Annotated in this window: 15 protein-coding genes; 4 read left to right on the top strand and 11 right to left on the bottom strand. The window is 27.6% G+C overall.

Annotation, left to right across the window (positions count from 1 at the left end):
• The first annotated feature begins 372 nt into the window (after window positions 1-372).
• On the top strand, window positions 373-2175 hold the full coding sequence (locus Q0K19_RS04995; RefSeq protein WP_297245936.1) for a methyl-accepting chemotaxis protein: 1803 nt from the start codon (window positions 373-375) through the stop codon (window positions 2173-2175).
• Between the two features lie 294 nt (window positions 2176-2469).
• Here the strand turns inward: Q0K19_RS04995 and Q0K19_RS04990 are convergent, their stop codons facing one another.
• Complete coding sequence (locus Q0K19_RS04990; protein WP_048595757.1) at window positions 2470-3366, bottom strand: AAA family ATPase; 897 nt, start codon at window positions 3364-3366, stop codon at window positions 2470-2472.
• 162 nt (window positions 3367-3528) lie between these two features.
• On the opposite strand from Q0K19_RS04990, the gene Q0K19_RS04985 reads away from it, so the two are divergent.
• On the top strand, window positions 3529-4578 hold the full coding sequence (locus Q0K19_RS04985) for a DUF3298 domain-containing protein (protein WP_297245932.1): 1050 nt from the start codon (window positions 3529-3531) through the stop codon (window positions 4576-4578).
• Between the two features lie 85 nt (window positions 4579-4663).
• A complete protein-coding gene (locus Q0K19_RS04980; RefSeq protein WP_297245930.1) occupies window positions 4664-5080 on the top strand; it encodes a single-stranded DNA-binding protein in 417 nt (138 codons plus the stop codon).
• On the opposite strand, the gene tmk is transcribed toward Q0K19_RS04980, so the two are convergent.
• From tmk to Q0K19_RS04960, 4 genes are all read right to left on the bottom strand, one after another.
• A complete protein-coding gene (gene tmk, locus Q0K19_RS04975) occupies window positions 5049-5660 on the bottom strand; it encodes a dTMP kinase (RefSeq protein ID WP_297245929.1) in 612 nt (203 codons plus the stop codon). The two genes, Q0K19_RS04980 and tmk, sit on opposite strands and share 32 nt — an antisense overlap.
• A gap of 354 nt (window positions 5661-6014) precedes the next feature.
• On the bottom strand, window positions 6015-7166 hold the full coding sequence (mraY, locus tag Q0K19_RS04970) for a phospho-N-acetylmuramoyl-pentapeptide-transferase (RefSeq protein ID WP_014486677.1): 1152 nt from the start codon (window positions 7164-7166) through the stop codon (window positions 6015-6017).
• 231 nt (window positions 7167-7397) lie between these two features.
• Window positions 7398-8195, bottom strand: coding sequence for a flavin reductase (locus Q0K19_RS04965; RefSeq protein WP_297245925.1), 798 nt, complete (start codon window positions 8193-8195; stop codon window positions 7398-7400).
• 373 nt (window positions 8196-8568) lie between these two features.
• Entirely contained in the window at window positions 8569-9864 is a 1296-nt protein-coding gene (locus Q0K19_RS04960; RefSeq protein WP_297245923.1) for a hypothetical protein, read from the bottom strand.
• 192 nt (window positions 9865-10056) lie between these two features.
• On the opposite strand from Q0K19_RS04960, the gene Q0K19_RS04955 reads away from it, so the two are divergent.
• Window positions 10057-10533, top strand: a complete 477-nt coding sequence (locus tag Q0K19_RS04955; RefSeq protein ID WP_297245920.1) for a hypothetical protein — start codon at window positions 10057-10059, stop codon at window positions 10531-10533.
• A 173-nt stretch (window positions 10534-10706) separates the two neighbouring features.
• Here Q0K19_RS04955 and mnmG read toward each other — a convergent pair whose 3' ends face one another.
• From mnmG to Q0K19_RS04925, 6 genes are all read right to left on the bottom strand, one after another.
• The gene (mnmG, locus tag Q0K19_RS04950; protein ID WP_297245918.1) at window positions 10707-12560 is read right to left on the bottom strand and encodes a tRNA uridine-5-carboxymethylaminomethyl(34) synthesis enzyme MnmG; all 1854 of its coding nucleotides are present in this window, start codon (window positions 12558-12560) and stop codon (window positions 10707-10709) included.
• A gap of 617 nt (window positions 12561-13177) precedes the next feature.
• Window positions 13178-14386, bottom strand: coding sequence for a cell surface protein (locus Q0K19_RS04945; RefSeq protein ID WP_297245916.1), 1209 nt, complete (start codon window positions 14384-14386; stop codon window positions 13178-13180).
• A gap of 620 nt (window positions 14387-15006) precedes the next feature.
• On the bottom strand, window positions 15007-15672 hold the full coding sequence (gene scpB, locus Q0K19_RS04940) for an SMC-Scp complex subunit ScpB (RefSeq protein ID WP_297245914.1): 666 nt from the start codon (window positions 15670-15672) through the stop codon (window positions 15007-15009).
• A 133-nt stretch (window positions 15673-15805) separates the two neighbouring features.
• The gene (locus Q0K19_RS04935; protein ID WP_297245912.1) at window positions 15806-16540 is read right to left on the bottom strand and encodes an ABC transporter ATP-binding protein; all 735 of its coding nucleotides are present in this window, start codon (window positions 16538-16540) and stop codon (window positions 15806-15808) included.
• A 22-nt stretch (window positions 16541-16562) separates the two neighbouring features.
• Window positions 16563-17555, bottom strand: coding sequence for an iron ABC transporter permease (locus Q0K19_RS04930; RefSeq protein ID WP_297245910.1), 993 nt, complete (start codon window positions 17553-17555; stop codon window positions 16563-16565).
• A gap of 5 nt (window positions 17556-17560) precedes the next feature.
• On the bottom strand, window positions 17561-18544 hold the full coding sequence (locus Q0K19_RS04925; protein WP_297245909.1) for an ABC transporter substrate-binding protein: 984 nt from the start codon (window positions 18542-18544) through the stop codon (window positions 17561-17563).
• Window positions 18545-18645 lie beyond the last annotated feature (101 nt).

Below are 18645 nucleotides of genomic sequence, written 5' to 3'. Positions count from 1 at the left end.
TTTTCAAATTTATTTTAAATCCCACCCTTTAAAATTCATTGCTTTATTTTTAATTTTAATATTGATTGTCTTTATAGCTTAATTAGAATTTGTTAGCACCCGCCCAAGCTTTATTTAAATTTTTTGCTTTACTCAACGCACGATTAACTAAATTTGTAATATAATAAAATTTGAAATAAAAATAAAACTATATTTATAACTTTGCTCTGCGTGCGTTTAAAAAATAATAAATTTAATTTTTATATATGATTTTCAAAACTACATAAAGAATAAATTTTTTTTATTTTTCTTCTAAAAAATTTTGTATTTTTAAAAAATTTTTTTATATTTAATCTTGTAGAAATACAATAAAAGTAAATTGTGGAGAAATTTATGAAAAGAGGATTAATGTTCAAGTTTTTGAGTATTTTTTCTGTATTTCTTTTTGCAGCATTTTTAGCAATATTATTTATATACAAGCCAATATATAAATCAAAATTTTTAAAGGAAAAATACTTTCAAACTCTAAACTCAAAAAATGAAACAGAAGCTTATGTAAAGGAAATAAAAAACACAGTTAATTTGATAGTTAATAATTTGGAAGCTAATCCAGATTTAGAAACATTCGGAAATTTTATAACCAATGTTCAAAAAACAGGATCAGGTTATTTAAACATGTATTTTGGTGATACAGTACCATATTCAGAAGGGGGAATATATATAAATACTTTAGAAGAATATCCGCGTACATATAATCAAATTTCAAGACCATGGTATAAAGATGCCGTAGCTACAAATGATATAGCAATAAGCGATCCATATATAGACTTTGCTGTTAATGAACTTACAGTTACATTTAGTAAGGCTATATACACAAATGGAAAATTAAAAGGAGTATTTGCTATAGACTTTGCTGATATGAATAGCATCATGAAAGATATAAAAGAAAATTTTGATGAAAGTTTTTATATAGTATCGCCTAACGGAATATATATGACTCATGAAAATAGCGATTATGTTTTAGAGGAAAATAAGAATTTATTTACAGATCCTCTTTTTAGTTCTTTCAAAGGCAATCTAATATCGCATATAGGAGAAGTGAAAATTGTAGGCAATCAATGGTATGCTGTACAAAAAACGGATAATGCTCCATGGATATTAATATTCAAAGGAGATGCCAGCGAATTAAATAATCAATTTATGATTTTAATGCTTGTGGTATTTGTTGTGATGGTTATTCTTTTATTCCTTGAAGGATTTTTAGTTTATAAAATAGTAAAGCCATTAAAGAATACAATAAAGATTATAGACTTAATGAAAGAAGGTAATTTTAATAGCGTATTTAATAAAGAAGATTTAGCATTAAAAGATGAGTCCGGACATTTAGTTAATTCTGTTAATGATATGCAAAACAAAATATCATCTATAGTATCAGAAATAAAAATGAATATAGCTTCTATTAATAATTCAAGCGGGCAAATATCAAATGGTATAGATAATTTATCGGATAGAACATCTTCGCAGGCAGCAGCTATAGAACAAGTAAGCGGTGCTATAGAAAATTTGTTTTCTTCTATATCGGAAACATCAAAGCATACTAATGATGTAAAAGAGATGAGTAATAAAGTAGCGGATTCTACAAAGCTTGGAGTTGAGGCTGTAACACAAATTTCAAATAATATGATTGATATATCAGAGTCTAGTAAAGAGATATCGGATATAATAAAGCTTATACAGTCTATAGCATTTCAGACAAATATACTTGCTTTGAATGCAGCTGTAGAAGCGGCTAGGGCAGGGGAGCAGGGAAAAGGTTTTGCAGTTGTTGCATCAGAAATACGTTCGCTTGCTCAAAATGTTAATGATGCTGCCGGAAAAATTACTACTATTATAGAAAATACTGTTGCTAAAATAGAAACCGGAGATGAATCTGTTAAACATTCTTTAGAAATACTTTTAAATATAGAGTCTTCTGCAAATGAAGTTTCAGAAGTTTTAACTAATCTCTATAATGCTGTTTCAGAAGAGGAAGGAAGCGTAAAAGAAATTGCACTTGCCATGAATGAATTAAATAATATCACTCAGGAAAATGCTAATCTAGTACATAACAGTGCTATTTTGGGAAGAGAAGTTTCTAATAATACAGAAAGCGTTTATTCGGAATTAGAATATTTTAAATTACATAAAATAGGATAAAGCAAAACAAATAATCATATAGTGCATATAAGAAATGCATTATATGATTATAATATACCTAAACAACTATAACAACTATATTTGTCAATTTTTGCTTTTTTATGAATATAAACTATTATTTTTTATAATATCAAATATTATCTAATATTAGTAAATATGTTTTATCTGTAATATAGCTTATTAATTTTTGTACAATAATGAGTAATCAGCCGCACGTATAGTTAGCTATCCATAATAATTTGCAGTACCGTGCGGAAAGCCACTATGGCGAATAGTTGACAAACTTAAAAATTTTTAGTATATACTAGTGCTGTCATCATCATCCATATTTCTTCTATGATCTTTATTATCTCTATCGTCCATATTAAGACTTAATATTCTAAGTCCTTCAGTACCAAGTACGGATTTTAATGCTATTAAAAATGCTGTATCTCTGCTTGATGCTATATTACTTTTATATAGTTTCATAGCATATCTAGCCATATTAATACCATCTCTTACAGAAAAAGAAGCATTATTAATATGTGATTTTTGTAAGAATCCTACAGTGATTTTTAATATCTCATCATCAGCGAAAGGAAGATTCATTTTCAATATATCATACTCTTCTTTAACATCAGGAAATGGAAGTTCTATTGTAGGCTGTAAACGTGAGTGAATATATTCAGGAAGCTCAAAAGTGCTGGCATCATCATTCATAGTAACTATTACTCTGAAATCAGGATGAGCTTTAATTTTTATTCCAGCTATTACGCTTTCTACATATCTTCTGTCATCAAGAAGCGGAGCAAGCGAAGCCCAAGTCTTCTCACTCATTCTGTTTCCTTCATCAAGTATTGCTACACCGCCTTTTATCATAGCAGTAACCAAACTAGAAGCATGATAACTTATTTTATTGTTTTCAGATATTACAGGAATAATTATTAAGTCTTCCGGTCTTGTATCTACAGTGCATTGAAAAATATAAACATCTCTATTAAGAAGCTCTTTTCCTACATAATATGAAAGAGTAGTTTTTCCAGCCCCTGGTTTTCCTACGATTCTAGGGTTTAGAGGTATATCGTCTTCTGAAATTAAATGCCAAGAAGCCATTATCTGTCTTACTAAATCATTCTGTCCTGTCCATTTTATATTCAAATTATCCGGATGTGATAATGTAAGTTCAACATTTTCTATTTGCACTTTTTCCATATTTAAGCCTTTTTTAAGAAATTTATATTTGATCAATGATATTATTAATTTTATAAAAAGTCAATTATTTATAATAATTTTGATGATTTGTATTGATTTATTGGCATTAATTTATATATTAACAATTATAATATTATAGTAAAAAATTAAGGGTGTGTATATATGTTTAAGAAGTCTTTGTATGTATTTATTCTTATTATGTTATTTATTTCATGTAAGAATAATAATCAAAATAGTTCATCAGAAAAAAATCAAAATGGTTCTGAAATACAAGAGTCTAAATTCTATTTGCTTGAAGGAAACATATCTGGAGAAAAAGCCGATATGTATCTTTATGTAAATGAAAAAGATAAAAAAGTAAGCGGTTATTATTATACGAAAAATAAAAAATCAGTAATTACAGGTAGTATTAATAATAAGAAATTGAATTTACAAGAAGTTGATGAAAACAATAATATGCATGCTTCTATAGTTGGTAATTTAAGCGATGATATAGTATTGAGTGCTGAAATAAGATATGAAGAATCAGAGGAAGTTAAAGATATGGAGTTTTCATTAAATAGAAATCTCCCTGTATATTATGCTGATATAGTTGATTATTATAAAAATGAAAGCATAAGTAATTCTATATTCTCTTATCATAGAACTTTATTTTTATTTAGTAAAAGCGGTGATATGAATTCTGTTGATATGGAATCATCTATTAATTATGTTGAAGAAGAATGTGATAATTATTATAATGAGTGGAAAGCACTTTTATATGTAGGTGCTAGTAATACCACTTATGAAATAGATAATACAATTAATGTGGGTTATATAGATAATAAAATAATAGCACTTGATAATTATTCATCTATGTATACTGGCGGAGATCATATTGAAAAAGCTAATATTCAAGAAGTATTTTCATTAGAAAGTTCTAACCTTATTACTATAAGGGATTTAATATCAGACTTCAATAATGCTGATCTAATATCATTAATGAGAGATAAAATATTAAAAACTGGTTCTGCCAGAGAAGACTATTATGAATTTAATTCTATAACATTGGAAAGCTCATCTTTTAGAATACTTCCTAATTCTATAAATTTTGTATGGCAGGCTAATGATATATCTCCATATACAGTAGGAATAACAGAGATAAGTTTTACATTTGAAGAATTAAAACCTTATGTAAAAGAAGATTCTCCTTTATATTATTTATTTTTATAATTTTTTTATTAAATTTAGGCTTAAATTGATAAAAAAATTTGTTTAACTATTAGCATAAAGACAATAAATTAATAGGAGTTTTTATATGTCAGGAAATGCTAATATTATAGTAATAGAAGGAAGATTAACAAAAGATCCAACTTATATGAAAACTAAAAATGGAAGATCTCTATGCAAATTTTCTATAGCTAATAACAAATTCTATTATACAAACGGAACTTTGCAAAAGGAAGTATATTTCTTTGATTTAGTTACTTGGGGATATAATGCTGATAAGGCCGCAGTTAGTTTATTTAAAGGAAGACATGTACTTGTAAGCGGAGAATTAAGACAAAATATTTATACTGCAAAAGACGGTACTAAAAAAAATGATATTTACATACTAGCATTGGATATAAAAAATTTAGACAAGAAATCTATAGGAAATACTTCTTATACAAAAACTGCCAATAATCAAATAGTATCAGATTTTATAGAAGAGAATCTAGAGGAAGTATTTTAGAGTCTTTTATAGTATTTAAAATTTCATCGCAGATTGATTTTTGATCTCTGGATGCATCTATATGATGTATGTATGCGGCATTAAAAGATGAAAATATTTTATCAACCTCTTCTAAATAATGCTTGTTTTCAAATCTATCTACGAATCCTCTTTTTTCCATGATTCTGTTTAAAGCAGTTTCTATATTAAGATGTAATATAAATACTAAATCAGCTTCTAATATAAAATCTTTATGCATATTGTATATATATTCTTTATCAATTCCTTTAGCACCTTGATATGCTATAGATGAATACATATACCTATCTAATACTATTACATATCCGTCATTAATAGCAGGTCTTATCATATGTTTTATATGTTCTTTTCTATCGGCTATAAATAATGATAATTCCTCTTCAGGTTTTAAATCTTTAGAGAGCATACTTTCTCTTAATTTAGAACCATAATAGGCGTGAGTCGGTTCAAAAGTATATATTGATTTTATTCCAAGACTATTCAAAGCATCAGTGAGCATCATGCCAATGCTTGATTTTCCTGAACCGTCAATACCTTCTAATACTATTAATTTTCCTTTCATATTATTTTTTCCTAAATTATATTTACACCCTACCCGTATTATAAATATAACAATTATTAAAAATAAATCAAATTATTTAATAAAAATTGTTATATCATTTTGAAAAATGTTTGTCCGATTTCGGTTAATTTGAAAAACGGTCAAAATTTTTATGTTATTGATAAAAAATATTTATTTGTTATTTAAAATATTTATCCTAGTTTAGAATAATTTTTATTTTATTATTGCTAAAAAATTGTTTCTTACAATGATGATAAATCAATTTTACATATATCTACAATTTTTTATTATTATATTAATCTCCAATAAATTAGTCAACAAATTGACCAATCACTATATTTTAATTATATGTAATTATCTTATTTTAAGCGTAGCTATACCAATGAGAGCCATTATTATTCCTATAATATAGAATCTAAATACCACCTGAGTTTCTTTCCAACCCGATTTCTCAAAATGGTGATGTAGTGGAGCCATTTTGAATATACGTTTTTTATTAAAGAATTTATAAGAAAATACTTGTAAAACTACACTTAAAGCCTCTGCCACATAAACAGCACCTATTATAACAAGAAGTAATTCATGTTTTATGAATAAGGCTATAATACCCAAAACTCCGCCTAAAGATAAACTTCCAACGTCCCCCATAAATACCTGAGCAGGATGAGCATTAAACCATAAGAATCCTAAACCTGCACCTATTAAAGCGCCTACAAAAACAGTAACCTCTCCTGCATCTGATATAAAAGGTATTTTTAAGTAAGTTGCTATTAATGAGTTTCCTGATACATAAGAAAGAACGGCCAAAGCCATAGACATTATTATTAAAAGTCCTATAGCAAGTCCGTCAAGTCCGTCAGTTAAATTTACAGCATTACTCATACTTACTACAACAAATGTAGCAAATGGTATATACAAAATTTTTAAGTCTATATATATTGTACTTGCAAATGGAAGGAATATTGTTGAAGAAGGAACTTGTGCAACTTTTACAGCTTCCAATACTCCTATGCCTTGATTGAGTTCAAATGTCATTAAGAATGTTGATTTATCAAAATAGTATAAGTAAACACCTATTATTATTCCTACAAAAGTTTGAAAAAATATTTTATATTTACCCGGAAGCCCTTTTGAATTTTTATATTTTATTTTTAGGAAATCATCTAAGAATCCAGCTATTGAAAGTATTACTAATGATACAGTTAGAAGTATTATTTTTAAATTATCTAATTCAGCCCATAACAGCACACTAATCAATATGCTTCCTACTATAAATATACCGCCCATAGTAGGTGTACCTGTTTTTACTAAATGTGTTTCAGGGCCGTCATCTCTTACTACTTGTCCGAAATTTAATTTTCTTAATTTCTCTATGATATTAGGTGCAAATAAAAGTACTAATATCAATGCAGTAGCTACAGCACCTGCAGTTCTGAATGTAATATATCTAAATAGGTTAAAACCAAAAAATGATTCTCTTAGTGGGTAAAAAATTTGATACAACATGTTTATTTACAACCTTTATATAATTGAAAAAGTTAAATGTTTATTGTAAATATACTATTATACATATATTGTTTTGTCAATTAAAAATATTATGTTAATTAATTATTTTTTTAAAAATTATAATAAAAAATTATTATATAAATATAATTGAATGATTTTATGCAAATATAAGGCAGTGCATATTTCTATACACTGCCGTAAAATTGGGGTAAAAATTAGTTTGATTTATTATTATGAGATTTTTTCAAAGTTACTTTTTGGCTCACCGCATATAGGACATTTCCAATCGCTTGGTAAATCCTCAAAAGGTATATCGCCGTTATATATATGATTACAAGTTCTGCATTTATAAACAGCAGATGATTTATTTTTATTAGGCTCTACTTTTACGAAATTCTTTTTAGGTTCTCCGCATATAGGGCATACCCAATCTTCTGGTAAATCCTCAAAAGGTGTATCGCCTTTATATTCAAATCCGCAAGTTTTACATTTATAAACAGCTTTATTACTATTGCTATCTTCTTTCTTATAAGCATTAGCAGTGGAAGCATTAGGAGGAGTAGTGCCTTTAACAACATTATGATAATAAGCATAAGTCATAGAAGGAGTATTATTATCAAATATATCAGCATCTAGAAGCTCTCCTATAAATATAGTATGAGTATATACTTCAAAACTATTCACTACTTTACATACTAAATATGCATTTGCTGCTTTAATTACAGGCAAACCTTCTTTCATTTCATAAGAAACATTTTCAAATTTATTATTATCTCTTGAACTTCTAAATCCAAACCCTCCTATTAATGTAGGATCGCTTTTTTCTGAAAGTATAGATAAAGCAAATTTACCATGTTTCTTTATACATTCATTAGTATAATTATTTCTATTAACACTAATCATAATAGTTGTAGGTGTAGCTGTTATTTGAGTAGAAGTATTTATAGTACAGCCTACAGGTTTATCATTATCCATAGTTGTTAAAATATACATTCCATAAGAAAGTTTAGTTAAAGCAAAATCGTTCATATACTCTGTCCTTATTGATAATAATTACTAATTATATAACTATTTTATAAAAAATCAATACTAAATAATAATTTTAAATAAAAAAATTTATTGTTGCTAGTGATAAATGAGCCAATAGTAGCTGACAACTGAAGTTATCATCTGCTCATTTATCGCTTTAAAGTTGCTAGCGATAAACTTTTTATTATATATAAAAAATCTCGCTTTAAAACCTTTATAATATAAAGTGTGATAGATGCTATATTTTTTTATTTTAAAAAAGCTGATAAACAAAGTTATAAGATGCTCATTTATGCTAGCAATAATGAAAAAAAAATCAGACTGCCATTTATAATAACAATCTGATTTTATTTTTTATTATCTATATATCTTATTAATCAATTACTTTATCTATGAAATATTCTCTATCTTGTAAATTGAATCTTTGATATTTAATTGAAGAGTTCAAATTAGCTGCTTTCTTTATAGTAAGTTCTTCAACATTTGCTTTATCAGCAATTACTGCTACCCAATTTTGTCCTTGATTTTCAGAATTATTTATTACAACAGAAAGTTCTGTTTGTCCTAATTGTCTTGTTTCTAATCTACCGCCGGTTGTTATTTGAGGATTATCAGCAGTGCTATAAACTACTAATGACTTAGGCAATAATGGTATTTTTCCATTTATATTAAATTTTGGATCAGTTGGATCTATAGCAGATAGCTTTAGTCCTGGAACAGCTCCATTATTTATATCTGCTATCCAATCAAGCAATACAGTATCCATATCATTTGCAAAACCATGTTTTGATAAAACATTCATAAGTCTTTGTTCGCTTGTTGGTGCAGAAGGAGAATGTGCTATTTCTTTATAAATTTCCTGCTTTCCGCCTGTTTTACTATCAAGCCATTTCATAAACATTGATGAAGAAGCGTAACTCATCAATATATTTCCATCTCCTCCAACTGGAACTATTCCTGAAGTACTTCTATATGCTAAATCCCAAGTGTAAAAAGAATAATAATGAGATGTGTTAAAAATATATTCTCTTTCTTTAGCAATAGGTTCTGAAAATATAAGAGAAGTAGATTCTGAAAGTGCTTCATTAAGCCATATATCCATTGATTTGCCTTGCATTAGATTGTTATAAGCGTTAATTAAATGCTGTAATTCATGCATCATAATACCCAATGTCATATCAGAAACAGGAAGATTAACATGTAAATATTCTCCAGGTGCTCCGTTCTTACCATTCATTAAATCAGATGGCTGAAAATATCCTCCCAGTCCTGATGTAGTTACATTTGTATTAAGATCAGCCATTAAAAATATTACTTTTCCATTTCCGTCAATATCAGGAAATTGTCCATATATTTCTATTTCTCTAGGCAGGTAATTTTCAAATTTTCTTAAAAAAGATATTATACCAGCTTTTGTGATGCCTTTATCAATCTGACTTTCTTCTACATAGATAATTGCATTTGCTGATTCAGCTATCTTTTTAAATGCTCCTTCTTTAGCTATCATACTTTGATCTTTGTTATCCTTTATATTATAAGTATATGTTTTTATTATAGTGTTATTAGGATCATAATATGTTATATCACTTACAGAAGGTGCTGTAACTTTATTACCGCATGAAATAATAAACATAAAAATAATGAATAAAAATATATGACTTTTCTTCATAAGCTATTCCTTATAATTTTTGATTTAAGTAAATAATAATATTATTTGCTTAATAGTAAATTTTTTTACTTATTATTACAATATGAAGTTATCAAATATTTTGTAAAAATCAAATTAATTTTTTATTAATATTGAATAAATTTAGAATAGATGTTATTGTATTTTTTATAATAAAATTATTAGAGGTAAAAAATGAATAAAAAAGTAAAATATATTATTTTTATTATTTCTGTATTAATTTTTATTTTAGGATGTAAAAGTAATGCTACAAATCCCAGTACTTTTGAAGAATTAGGAAAATATAGAGGAACTTGGGTTGCAGATAATGTTCAGATGCTTGATCTTAATAATGATGTATGGATTACAGCAGAGGGAATCACTATTAAAATAAATAGCGATACTGATATAGTGATTGATAATATTGTTCCTATTTCAATTAGGCATTTACCTGATACAGTTGATAGTTACTATTTATATATTTCGACTGATTATGTTCCTCCTCAGTATTTATCAATCATTGCTATGCAAGGTGGACAAGTTAATGGAGCTTATTATAAACTTGAATTTACTAGTCATAATTCACTCAAAATATATATGATTCTTCAAGGTAGAGCAGGATTAAACCCTTTTAATTTAGTAATACAAAAAGCTGACTTAATAAAAAAGTAACTAATAATTTTGATGTATATACAAAATAACCTGCCCTATATATGAGCAGGTTATTTTGTTTATAAACTATTACAATCTTATTTTATTGTTTTTTGATATTTTTTTCATCTTCTTCAGTAATTACTTTATCTATGAAATACATAATTAATAAAACGGCATAATAATATAATAAATTATTTTTTCTTATTAGTAAGTGCAAGTATTAGTATATGCACAACTGATTTATCTACTTCAGGTATTCTTAAAGCCTGTGATATATTATAAGGCTTATACTGTTTCAATTTATTAATAGCATCAATTTTTACACTTTTTAAAGTAGAGTAGTCAAAATCTTCAGGTATAAGCATGTTCTCGTATTTTTCTATATCTCTTATTTCATTTAAATATCTTGCAATATAGCCTTCATACTTAATAGCGATTTCGGCATTCTCCAAAACATTTTTATTATAATCGCCGTCTATCAAATGTTTAAGCATGTCAATACCGCACTCTGGGCGCTTTATTATAGAAGCTAAACTCATAGTTCTATATTCTTTAGCTTCTTTTGTGAATCCTAAATCTTCTGTTTCTTTTTGAGTGAGCGTGCGTTTATTTAAATATTCCACAAGTATTTGAGTTTTTTGTTTTTTATCTCTTACCTTTTCAAGTCTTTCTTTGCTTGCAAGCCCTATATTATAAGAAAGTTCTGTTAATCTTTCATCTGCATTATCTTGTCTTAAAAGCATTCTATGTTCTGCCTGAGAAGTAAACATTCTATGAGGTTCTTTAGTTCCTTTAGTAGTTAAGTCATCAATTAAAACGCCTATATATCCGTCGCTTCTTTTTAATATGAATGGAGCTTCTTTTTTTATTTTTAAGCTTGCATTTATTCCTGCCATAAGTCCCTGACATGCAGCTTCTTCGTATCCGCTTGTGCCGTTAATTTGTCCTGCTAGAAATAATCCCTCAATTTTTTTAGTTTCAAGCGTAGGCTTTAATTCTATAGGGTTCACATAATCATATTCTACTGCATAGGCTGGTTTTAATATTCTTACTTCCTCAAGTCCTTTCAATGATCTTATCATTTTTATCTGAACTTCTTCCGGTAAGCTTGAAGAAAATCCGTTTATATAAACTTCATTAGTTCTGTAGCTTTCTCTCTCTAAATGGAGCTGATGTCTTGGTTTATCTGCAAATCTTACAACCTTATCCTCTATGCTTGGGCAGTATCTTGGACCTATACCAGTTATAACTCCGCTGTACATTGGGGATAAATGTATATTATCCTGAATGATTTTATGAATATTAGTATCTGTATAAGTTATATAGCAAGGTTCCTGAACTATATCAATTTTTTCATCTAAAAAAGAGAATGGTGTTATTTCATCATCGCCTTTTTGCATCTCTAATATATCAAAGTTAATAGAATAATAATCTACTCTTGCAGGCGTTCCTGTTTTTAATCTTCCAACCTCAAGCCCTAAACTTCTTAAATTATCAGAAAGTCCTATTGCAGGTAATTCTCCGATTCTGCCTGCCTGCTTTTGATATTTACCTATATGAATAAGTCCATTTAAAAATGTTCCTGTTGTGAGTATAACTGCTTGGCATTCATACTCTCTTCCTCTTTCTGTTCTGATTCCTTTAAGTACATTATTTTCTACAATTATTTCTGTTACAATATCCTGATGAAGTGATAGATTATTCTCGGCATACAATGTTTTAGCAGCTTCTTCTTTATATGCGTATTTATCAGCCTGAGCTCTTGGTGCCCATACAGCTTTGCCTTTACTTCTGTTAAGCATTCTAAACTGCATCATAGTTTTATCTATTAATATTCCCATCTCGCCGCCGAGGGCATCAATCTCTTTAACGATAGTGCCTTTGGCAACTCCTCCTATAGAAGGATTGCATGACATTTGTCCTATAGTATCCAAGTTAATAGATATAATTAGAGTTTTCATTCCTAATCTTGCTGATGAAAGTGCAGCCTCTATTCCGGCATGTCCTGCACCTACTACTATAACATTGTATTTATTATCATTCATATATAATATTCTCATTTGAAAATTAAATTTTTATTAAAAAGATAATATATTAAAAAGTTTTTATTGTCAAAGAAATATTTTTAAACTAGTATTTAAAAATTGGATTTAATAACCGCACGCAGAGTAAAGTTTTAAATATGAGTAATATTTAAATTACAATGTTAATAATAAATGAAAATTAGCTCACCGTGCGTTTAGTTAAGTTTTAAAGTTAATAAAAACTTGGGCGGGTGCTTTAATTTCTAATTCGGCTTTAAAGATAATTAAAACCAAAATTCAAAATATAGCAATAAATTTGAAAGGGCGGGGTATGTAATTAAAGTTAAAAAATTAATTACATTTGCCCACCCTTTAGGCTTATAACTTTTATTTGTAATTCTAATTTTCTATTTTATTTTTGTTTTCTTAGAATTTATAGCTGCCCGCCCAAAATTTATTTCATATGCATTGTTTATTTACCGCATCTATATATGATGTTAATAATTATAATTTACACTATATATAAAATGCGTTTATAATTAAAAATTATAAAGAAAAGAATAATATAGTTTTACTATATTAAAAAAGGGGCTTATAAAAAGCCCCCTCATAATTATATATACTTTTTTATATTTTTATTATTGAGCAGTATCTCCGCCAAGTGAAGGCAAGTACCAAGTTATACCAGTAGTAGTTTCAAAGTATACAGGAACTTCAGCAACAACTGCAGCAGCAGGAGTTTTTCCATATTTGCCGTTAATATCCATTTCAAAGTACCATTCTAAGTCTTGAACTGGTCTTACATACATTTCAGCATAAGCACCCCATGTTAATTTATGAGAAACAATTTCTTCTCCGCCATTATAAATAGATTTAAATTTCTTATAAGTATATTCATAACCTAAAGAAGGTTCAAAATATAAAGAAACTATATCGCTGTTTGCTGCCAAAGATAATACTGGTTTAATAGCAAGTTTATAAGGTCTTACAGAATAGTAGCCGCTTCCAGTTGACCATTCATAAGGTCTGCTACGATCATAACCACTGTTACCATTAACATTAGGGCTGAAATAACCATTGTTTATTATAGTGATATTATCATCTATTAAATCGCCTCTTAAAGCTGTAGCATAATCTATTCTAATATATGGATTAATAGTAACATTTCCTATTTGTGTATTCAAGAAATATAATCTCAACTGTAAATGCATATCTTCTGAAAGAAAATCATGACCGCCTATATTTTTGTTTTCTATTTTCCAATTTCTATAAGAAGCATATACTCTTATTTGATTGAAAGCATCTATTCCAGTCAAATATCTAACTTCCATATTATTGAATCCTATACCTGTAAACTTATATCCTAAATCTTTAGAGTAAATCTCATTTTGATCTGATACTGCTATTTGTATAGGAACTGCAAATCTTAGATTGTTATTTAAAGCATTAAGAACAAGTGTAGGAGTATGTACTTGTATAAATCTGTTTATATAAGTGAAATTGTATCCAATACCAACACCTATCATATCAGAAGTATATCCTATACCTAAAGACAATGTAGGGTTAAAAGAAAGAGATTCATTATTTTGTGCACCTCCTTCTGATGATAAAATACTGCCTAACCAGCCGTTATCAGATCTGAATCCGACAGTACCTTTAATTGTACCATTGCCTAAAACAAAACCTAATTGGTCCATTCTAGCTCTGAATTGGTTTCCATGAGTAAGAAATCCAATCCAGTCATCACCGTCTACACCATACATACCGAATGCTGAAACTGTTGTAATTAATAAAGAACCTATTACAGCAGCTAGGAACTTTACTTTTTTGCTAACTTTTTTTACCATAAAGTTATCTCCTAAATATTTTTTATACTATTACTCATTTCTGAGTATCAGCACCAAATATAGTACCGGACAAGATTGTTTTGTCCGGCATTGAAAAAAGTTTTATTAACTACAAGTATTGTAAAAAAAAAAAAAAAAAAAACAATATTAAAATATCATTTTTGCAAAAAATATATAATTTTTTGCTATAATTACAGCTTGTGTAAATGATTTTTGTTAGATTAAATATTAGTATGAAATTATAATTTTTATTGCAGCATAAAATGTCTATTGGAAGGATATACAATTTAAGTGTTAAAAATTACTTACATTTGCCCGCCCTTTAGATTTATGAGTTTTATATGCAATTTTAATTTAGTATTTTCTTTTTGCTCACTTAGAATTTATAGCTGCCCACCCAAGATTTTTTTTAATTTATAGTGTAATCACCGCACGCTAAGTGAAGTTTAAAATACAGAATATTTTTGAATTATAATGTTAATAATAAATAAAAATCAGCTCACCGTGCGTTGAATGAATTTTATAAAAAATACAAAAATAAAGGCTTCACTCTTATAAAGTAAAGCCCAATCATTTATTAATATTTTATTCTCAATTATTTTATATTTGTATTCTAATAATTATTCATCTTTATTGAATTCCAAATCTTTAAGCTCTCTTAATTTTGGAAGATCATCTAAACTATTTATACCGAAATGCATTAAGAACTTATCAGTAGTGCCGTAAGTTTGTCTTTTATCTAAATAGTCTTTTCTTCCTTTCCAAGCAATGAAACCGTCTTCCATTAAAGCCCTTAAATGATAACCGCTGTCGCTTTGTCTTATATCATCAATTTCTGCTTTAGTTAAAGGCTGTTTATATGCTATTATAGAAAGAGTTTGAAGCATTGCTTTTGATATTTTTTTCTTTCTTTTTTTATCATATATTGCTGATAAAGTACCGAATGTAGAAGGTATTATAGTCATAAGTATGGAATCTCCTACTTCAAGTATCTCTATAGCACTTTTAGCATTTCTATATCTATTATTGATATTTTCTATATGAGTTCTTATATCAGAATTTTCGCATTTGAAAAGAGTTCTTAATCTGCTTATTGGAACATTGCCTTCAACATATATAATAGCTTCCATAATCTTTTCAAGTTCTTCTTCATTTGCAAGTATAGAATCGTCTATCTCTAAACTGTTTTTAGTATTTACTGCCTGAGTATCTGCATTATTTTCAGAATTCTTTTCTGAAATTTCATTCTCCAAAAGAGCACCGTTTGTTTCAATCATTTCATCCATAATATTTATATCCCTAAAAAATAACTTCCTTTTTATTTTTTAATATAGGCAGATTATAGCATATTAAAAACTTTTTTCAATCGTTTAGACATAATTTTGTGTATATATTTTTATGGGAATATAAATTTATTTTTTAATTAATTATAGAATATATGTCTTTTAATATTTCATCATAATTTACATCTGGAAATATATCTTTTAATTCCTTTTTATTTATATCTTTTTTATGTATAGGCTTATAATTGGAGTTTTTTGAAAATTTTATTATATAATCAGTTTTTGTAATTGAAACTATATCATGAGAAGATAGTATAATAATTTTATTTTTTTTATTAGCCTCTAAATAATGAAAAAGTTTTACTTTGTTTTGAAAATCCAATGAACTGTCAGGCTCATCCAAAAGAATGATATTTGTATTTTTGCATAATGTTTTAGCTAGAAATACTAAAGCCCTTTCGCCTCCGGATAAGTTTTCAACATTTCTATTTTGTAAATGCAGTATGTTTAAAGACTCCATCACTTCTAAAGATTTTGTTCTTATTTTTTTCTCATCTGAAAATATACCGTACTCTTTATGTCCCATCATCACTACTTCAATAGCCCTAAAAGGAAAATTTACATTTAAAAATTGAGGCATAAAGGCTATATCATTAAATATTACTTCTTTTGAAAGAGTTTTATTATTGACATTTATAATTCCGCTTCTTTTTACACTGCCGTCCATTATGAGAGATTTTATAAATGTACTTTTTCCGCTTCCATTAGCTCCTAAAAGTATATATATTCCATGTTCATTTATGCTAAGCTCATCTAATTGCAGAACTTTTTTGTTTTTATATTCTAAAATCAAATCTTTACAATATATCATATAATAATCTCTTTATAAATTATTAATCATATTTACTTCTTCTAAATAAAAATACAAATAAAAATATCGCTCCGAATAATGAAGTAGCAACAGATATAGGAAGTTCGCCGGCGATTCTTCCTCCAAACAAAGGAATCTTTATTATAGACCTTATGACTAAATCACATAATAATAGAAGTATTGCACCGCCGAATGCAGAATTGATAAGCAATTTTGAAGAAGCTGAAGTTTTCCATATTATTCTTGAAAGATGTGGCACACCCAATCCCACCCAGCTTATTATTCCTGTTGCAAGTACAGACATAGACATTAATATTGAAACTACAAAAAGTAATTGAAGTCTAAAAACTCTAATATCCTTTACTTTATCATAAGCATGAAGCTCTCCTAATGTAAGAGCATCTATCTTTGATGACTGCATTAAAAAGAAAAATAGTGCTATTATAAATACAGCTAATAATATTAATGTGTATCTTATATTAGTATTTCCTAAACTGCCCATAAGCCAAAAAGTTATTTCTCTAAGTTTGCCAATTTCTGCGGCCACTTTTAATATAGAAAGACCTGAAGAAAATACTGAATTAATTACTATACCCATAAAAAGAAGTTTTAATACATATGAACTTCTGAATGAGAAAAACATTGGTATTAGTACCGCTATAAAAGTAAATAATGGTGCTATTAAAAATATAGGTAATGAGAATACTATAGCAAAAGCAGCCCCGAATGCTGAACCTGATGATATGCCTAAGAAATAAGGATCAACCAATGGATTTTGAAAACATGATTGGCATATAACTCCGCATACTCCAAGTATGGCTCCGCTTGATACCGCTAAAAGTATTCTTGGAAGCCTTACATTGAGTATTGCTATTGCTTTATTAATATCTTCTGTTTTATTAAAAAATATATTGATTATTTCTAAAGGCGAAATATCCCATGAACCTATAAATATAGATAATATAAATAATATTACTAGTATAGATGATAATATTATTAATGATTTATTCTTCATATTTTTTAATTCTTTATTTGTTCAAAAAATGGTTCTAATTTATGAAGCACAATAAGTTTATCAGTTTTTTTTATACCAAATATATCTGACATGTAATTATCATATACTTCTCTAATATTAACATTTTCAGGCATATAATATATATAGCTGAATAAAAGAAGCTGTACTGGAAGTAATAATTTAGGATCTGACCACCATAAAACCTGTCCCATACTATATACTCTTTTATTTTTTACAGCATTAATATTTTGAAATACTGCATTTTTTGTATATGTTTCTACAGCTTTTGAATATTGAGGAGAATCTATCATTGCTATGATGTCAGGATTCATTTCCAATATTTCTTCAGCACCGAGAATAGGCATTTCTGATTTTTCATAAGAATTGCTGATGCCTAATATTGATGTTGTATATGCTGCTCCGCCATAATCTTTTCCATGAACATATCCTGCACCTGTTTCTGAATCTGTAAGTCCCAAGAAAAGCATTTTATCTGTATCATTATCTTTTTTGAAAGATGAAGCTAAATCAACATATCCCTGTAGTTTTTTTATAAGTTCTTCTGATTTGTCTTCAGCATTAACAACTTTTGATATTATTCTTATATTATTATAGTAGGCGTTTAAATTTGTTGCTATAGTATGATCATTCAATATTATCACTGGTATTTTAAATTCATTTTCTATTCTATTAATTAATTCCTGATGATAACTGTTTTCAGATAAAGAACCATAAGGAACTATTATAATAACGTCTGGTGAAACTTCTAATATTTTTTCAAAATTATAACTGCCGTATCCTGCCCAGCCTACATTTGGAATCGATAATATATTTGTTACTATATAAAAGTTATCGGATCTGTCTGCATTATAAGGACCTGATTGAGGATATACTCCTCCTGTAGCTGCTAATAAATTATCTTTTCCTAATGCTTTTAAAGTTTGAGGTATGAAGCCTCTGTCTATTGATATTATTTTTATTATTTGCATCTTTTGTATTATTGCATGAAATAAAATATAAAGCTGTAAATAATATAAGCAATAAATATTTTTTCATTTTTTATGCTCCTATTTTTTATTATTGCTAATAA

Source organism: uncultured Brachyspira sp. (assembly GCF_944393015.1).
Classification (GTDB): domain Bacteria; phylum Spirochaetota; class Brachyspiria; order Brachyspirales; family Brachyspiraceae; genus Brachyspira.
Note: the sequence above shows the minus strand (reverse complement) of the source record. Positions and strands in the feature narration are given on the sequence as shown.

Excerpts from the sequence above, each read along its gene's own strand:
- Q0K19_RS04995 (WP_297245936.1), top strand. The coding sequence starts at position 373 with ATGAAAAGAGGATTAATGTTCAAGTTTTTGAGTATTTTTTCTGTATTT.
- Q0K19_RS04990 (WP_048595757.1), bottom strand. The coding sequence starts at position 3,366 with ATGGAAAAAGTGCAAATAGAAAATGTTGAACTTACATTATCACATCCG.
- Q0K19_RS04985 (WP_297245932.1), top strand. The coding sequence starts at position 3,529 with ATGTTTAAGAAGTCTTTGTATGTATTTATTCTTATTATGTTATTTATT.
- Q0K19_RS04980 (WP_297245930.1), top strand. The coding sequence starts at position 4,664 with ATGTCAGGAAATGCTAATATTATAGTAATAGAAGGAAGATTAACAAAA.
- tmk (WP_297245929.1), bottom strand. The coding sequence starts at position 5,660 with ATGAAAGGAAAATTAATAGTATTAGAAGGTATTGACGGTTCAGGAAAA.
- mraY (WP_014486677.1), bottom strand. The coding sequence starts at position 7,166 with ATGTTGTATCAAATTTTTTACCCACTAAGAGAATCATTTTTTGGTTTT.
- Q0K19_RS04965 (WP_297245925.1), bottom strand. The coding sequence starts at position 8,195 with ATGAACGATTTTGCTTTAACTAAACTTTCTTATGGAATGTATATTTTA.
- Q0K19_RS04960 (WP_297245923.1), bottom strand. The coding sequence starts at position 9,864 with ATGAAGAAAAGTCATATATTTTTATTCATTATTTTTATGTTTATTATT.
- Q0K19_RS04955 (WP_297245920.1), top strand. The coding sequence starts at position 10,057 with ATGAATAAAAAAGTAAAATATATTATTTTTATTATTTCTGTATTAATT.
- mnmG (WP_297245918.1), bottom strand. The coding sequence starts at position 12,560 with ATGAATGATAATAAATACAATGTTATAGTAGTAGGTGCAGGACATGCC.
- Q0K19_RS04945 (WP_297245916.1), bottom strand. The coding sequence starts at position 14,386 with ATGGTAAAAAAAGTTAGCAAAAAAGTAAAGTTCCTAGCTGCTGTAATA.
- scpB (WP_297245914.1), bottom strand. The coding sequence starts at position 15,672 with ATGGATGAAATGATTGAAACAAACGGTGCTCTTTTGGAGAATGAAATT.
- Q0K19_RS04935 (WP_297245912.1), bottom strand. The coding sequence starts at position 16,540 with ATGATATATTGTAAAGATTTGATTTTAGAATATAAAAACAAAAAAGTT.
- Q0K19_RS04930 (WP_297245910.1), bottom strand. The coding sequence starts at position 17,555 with ATGAAGAATAAATCATTAATAATATTATCATCTATACTAGTAATATTA.
- Q0K19_RS04925 (WP_297245909.1), bottom strand. The coding sequence starts at position 18,544 with ATGCAAATAATAAAAATAATATCAATAGACAGAGGCTTCATACCTCAA.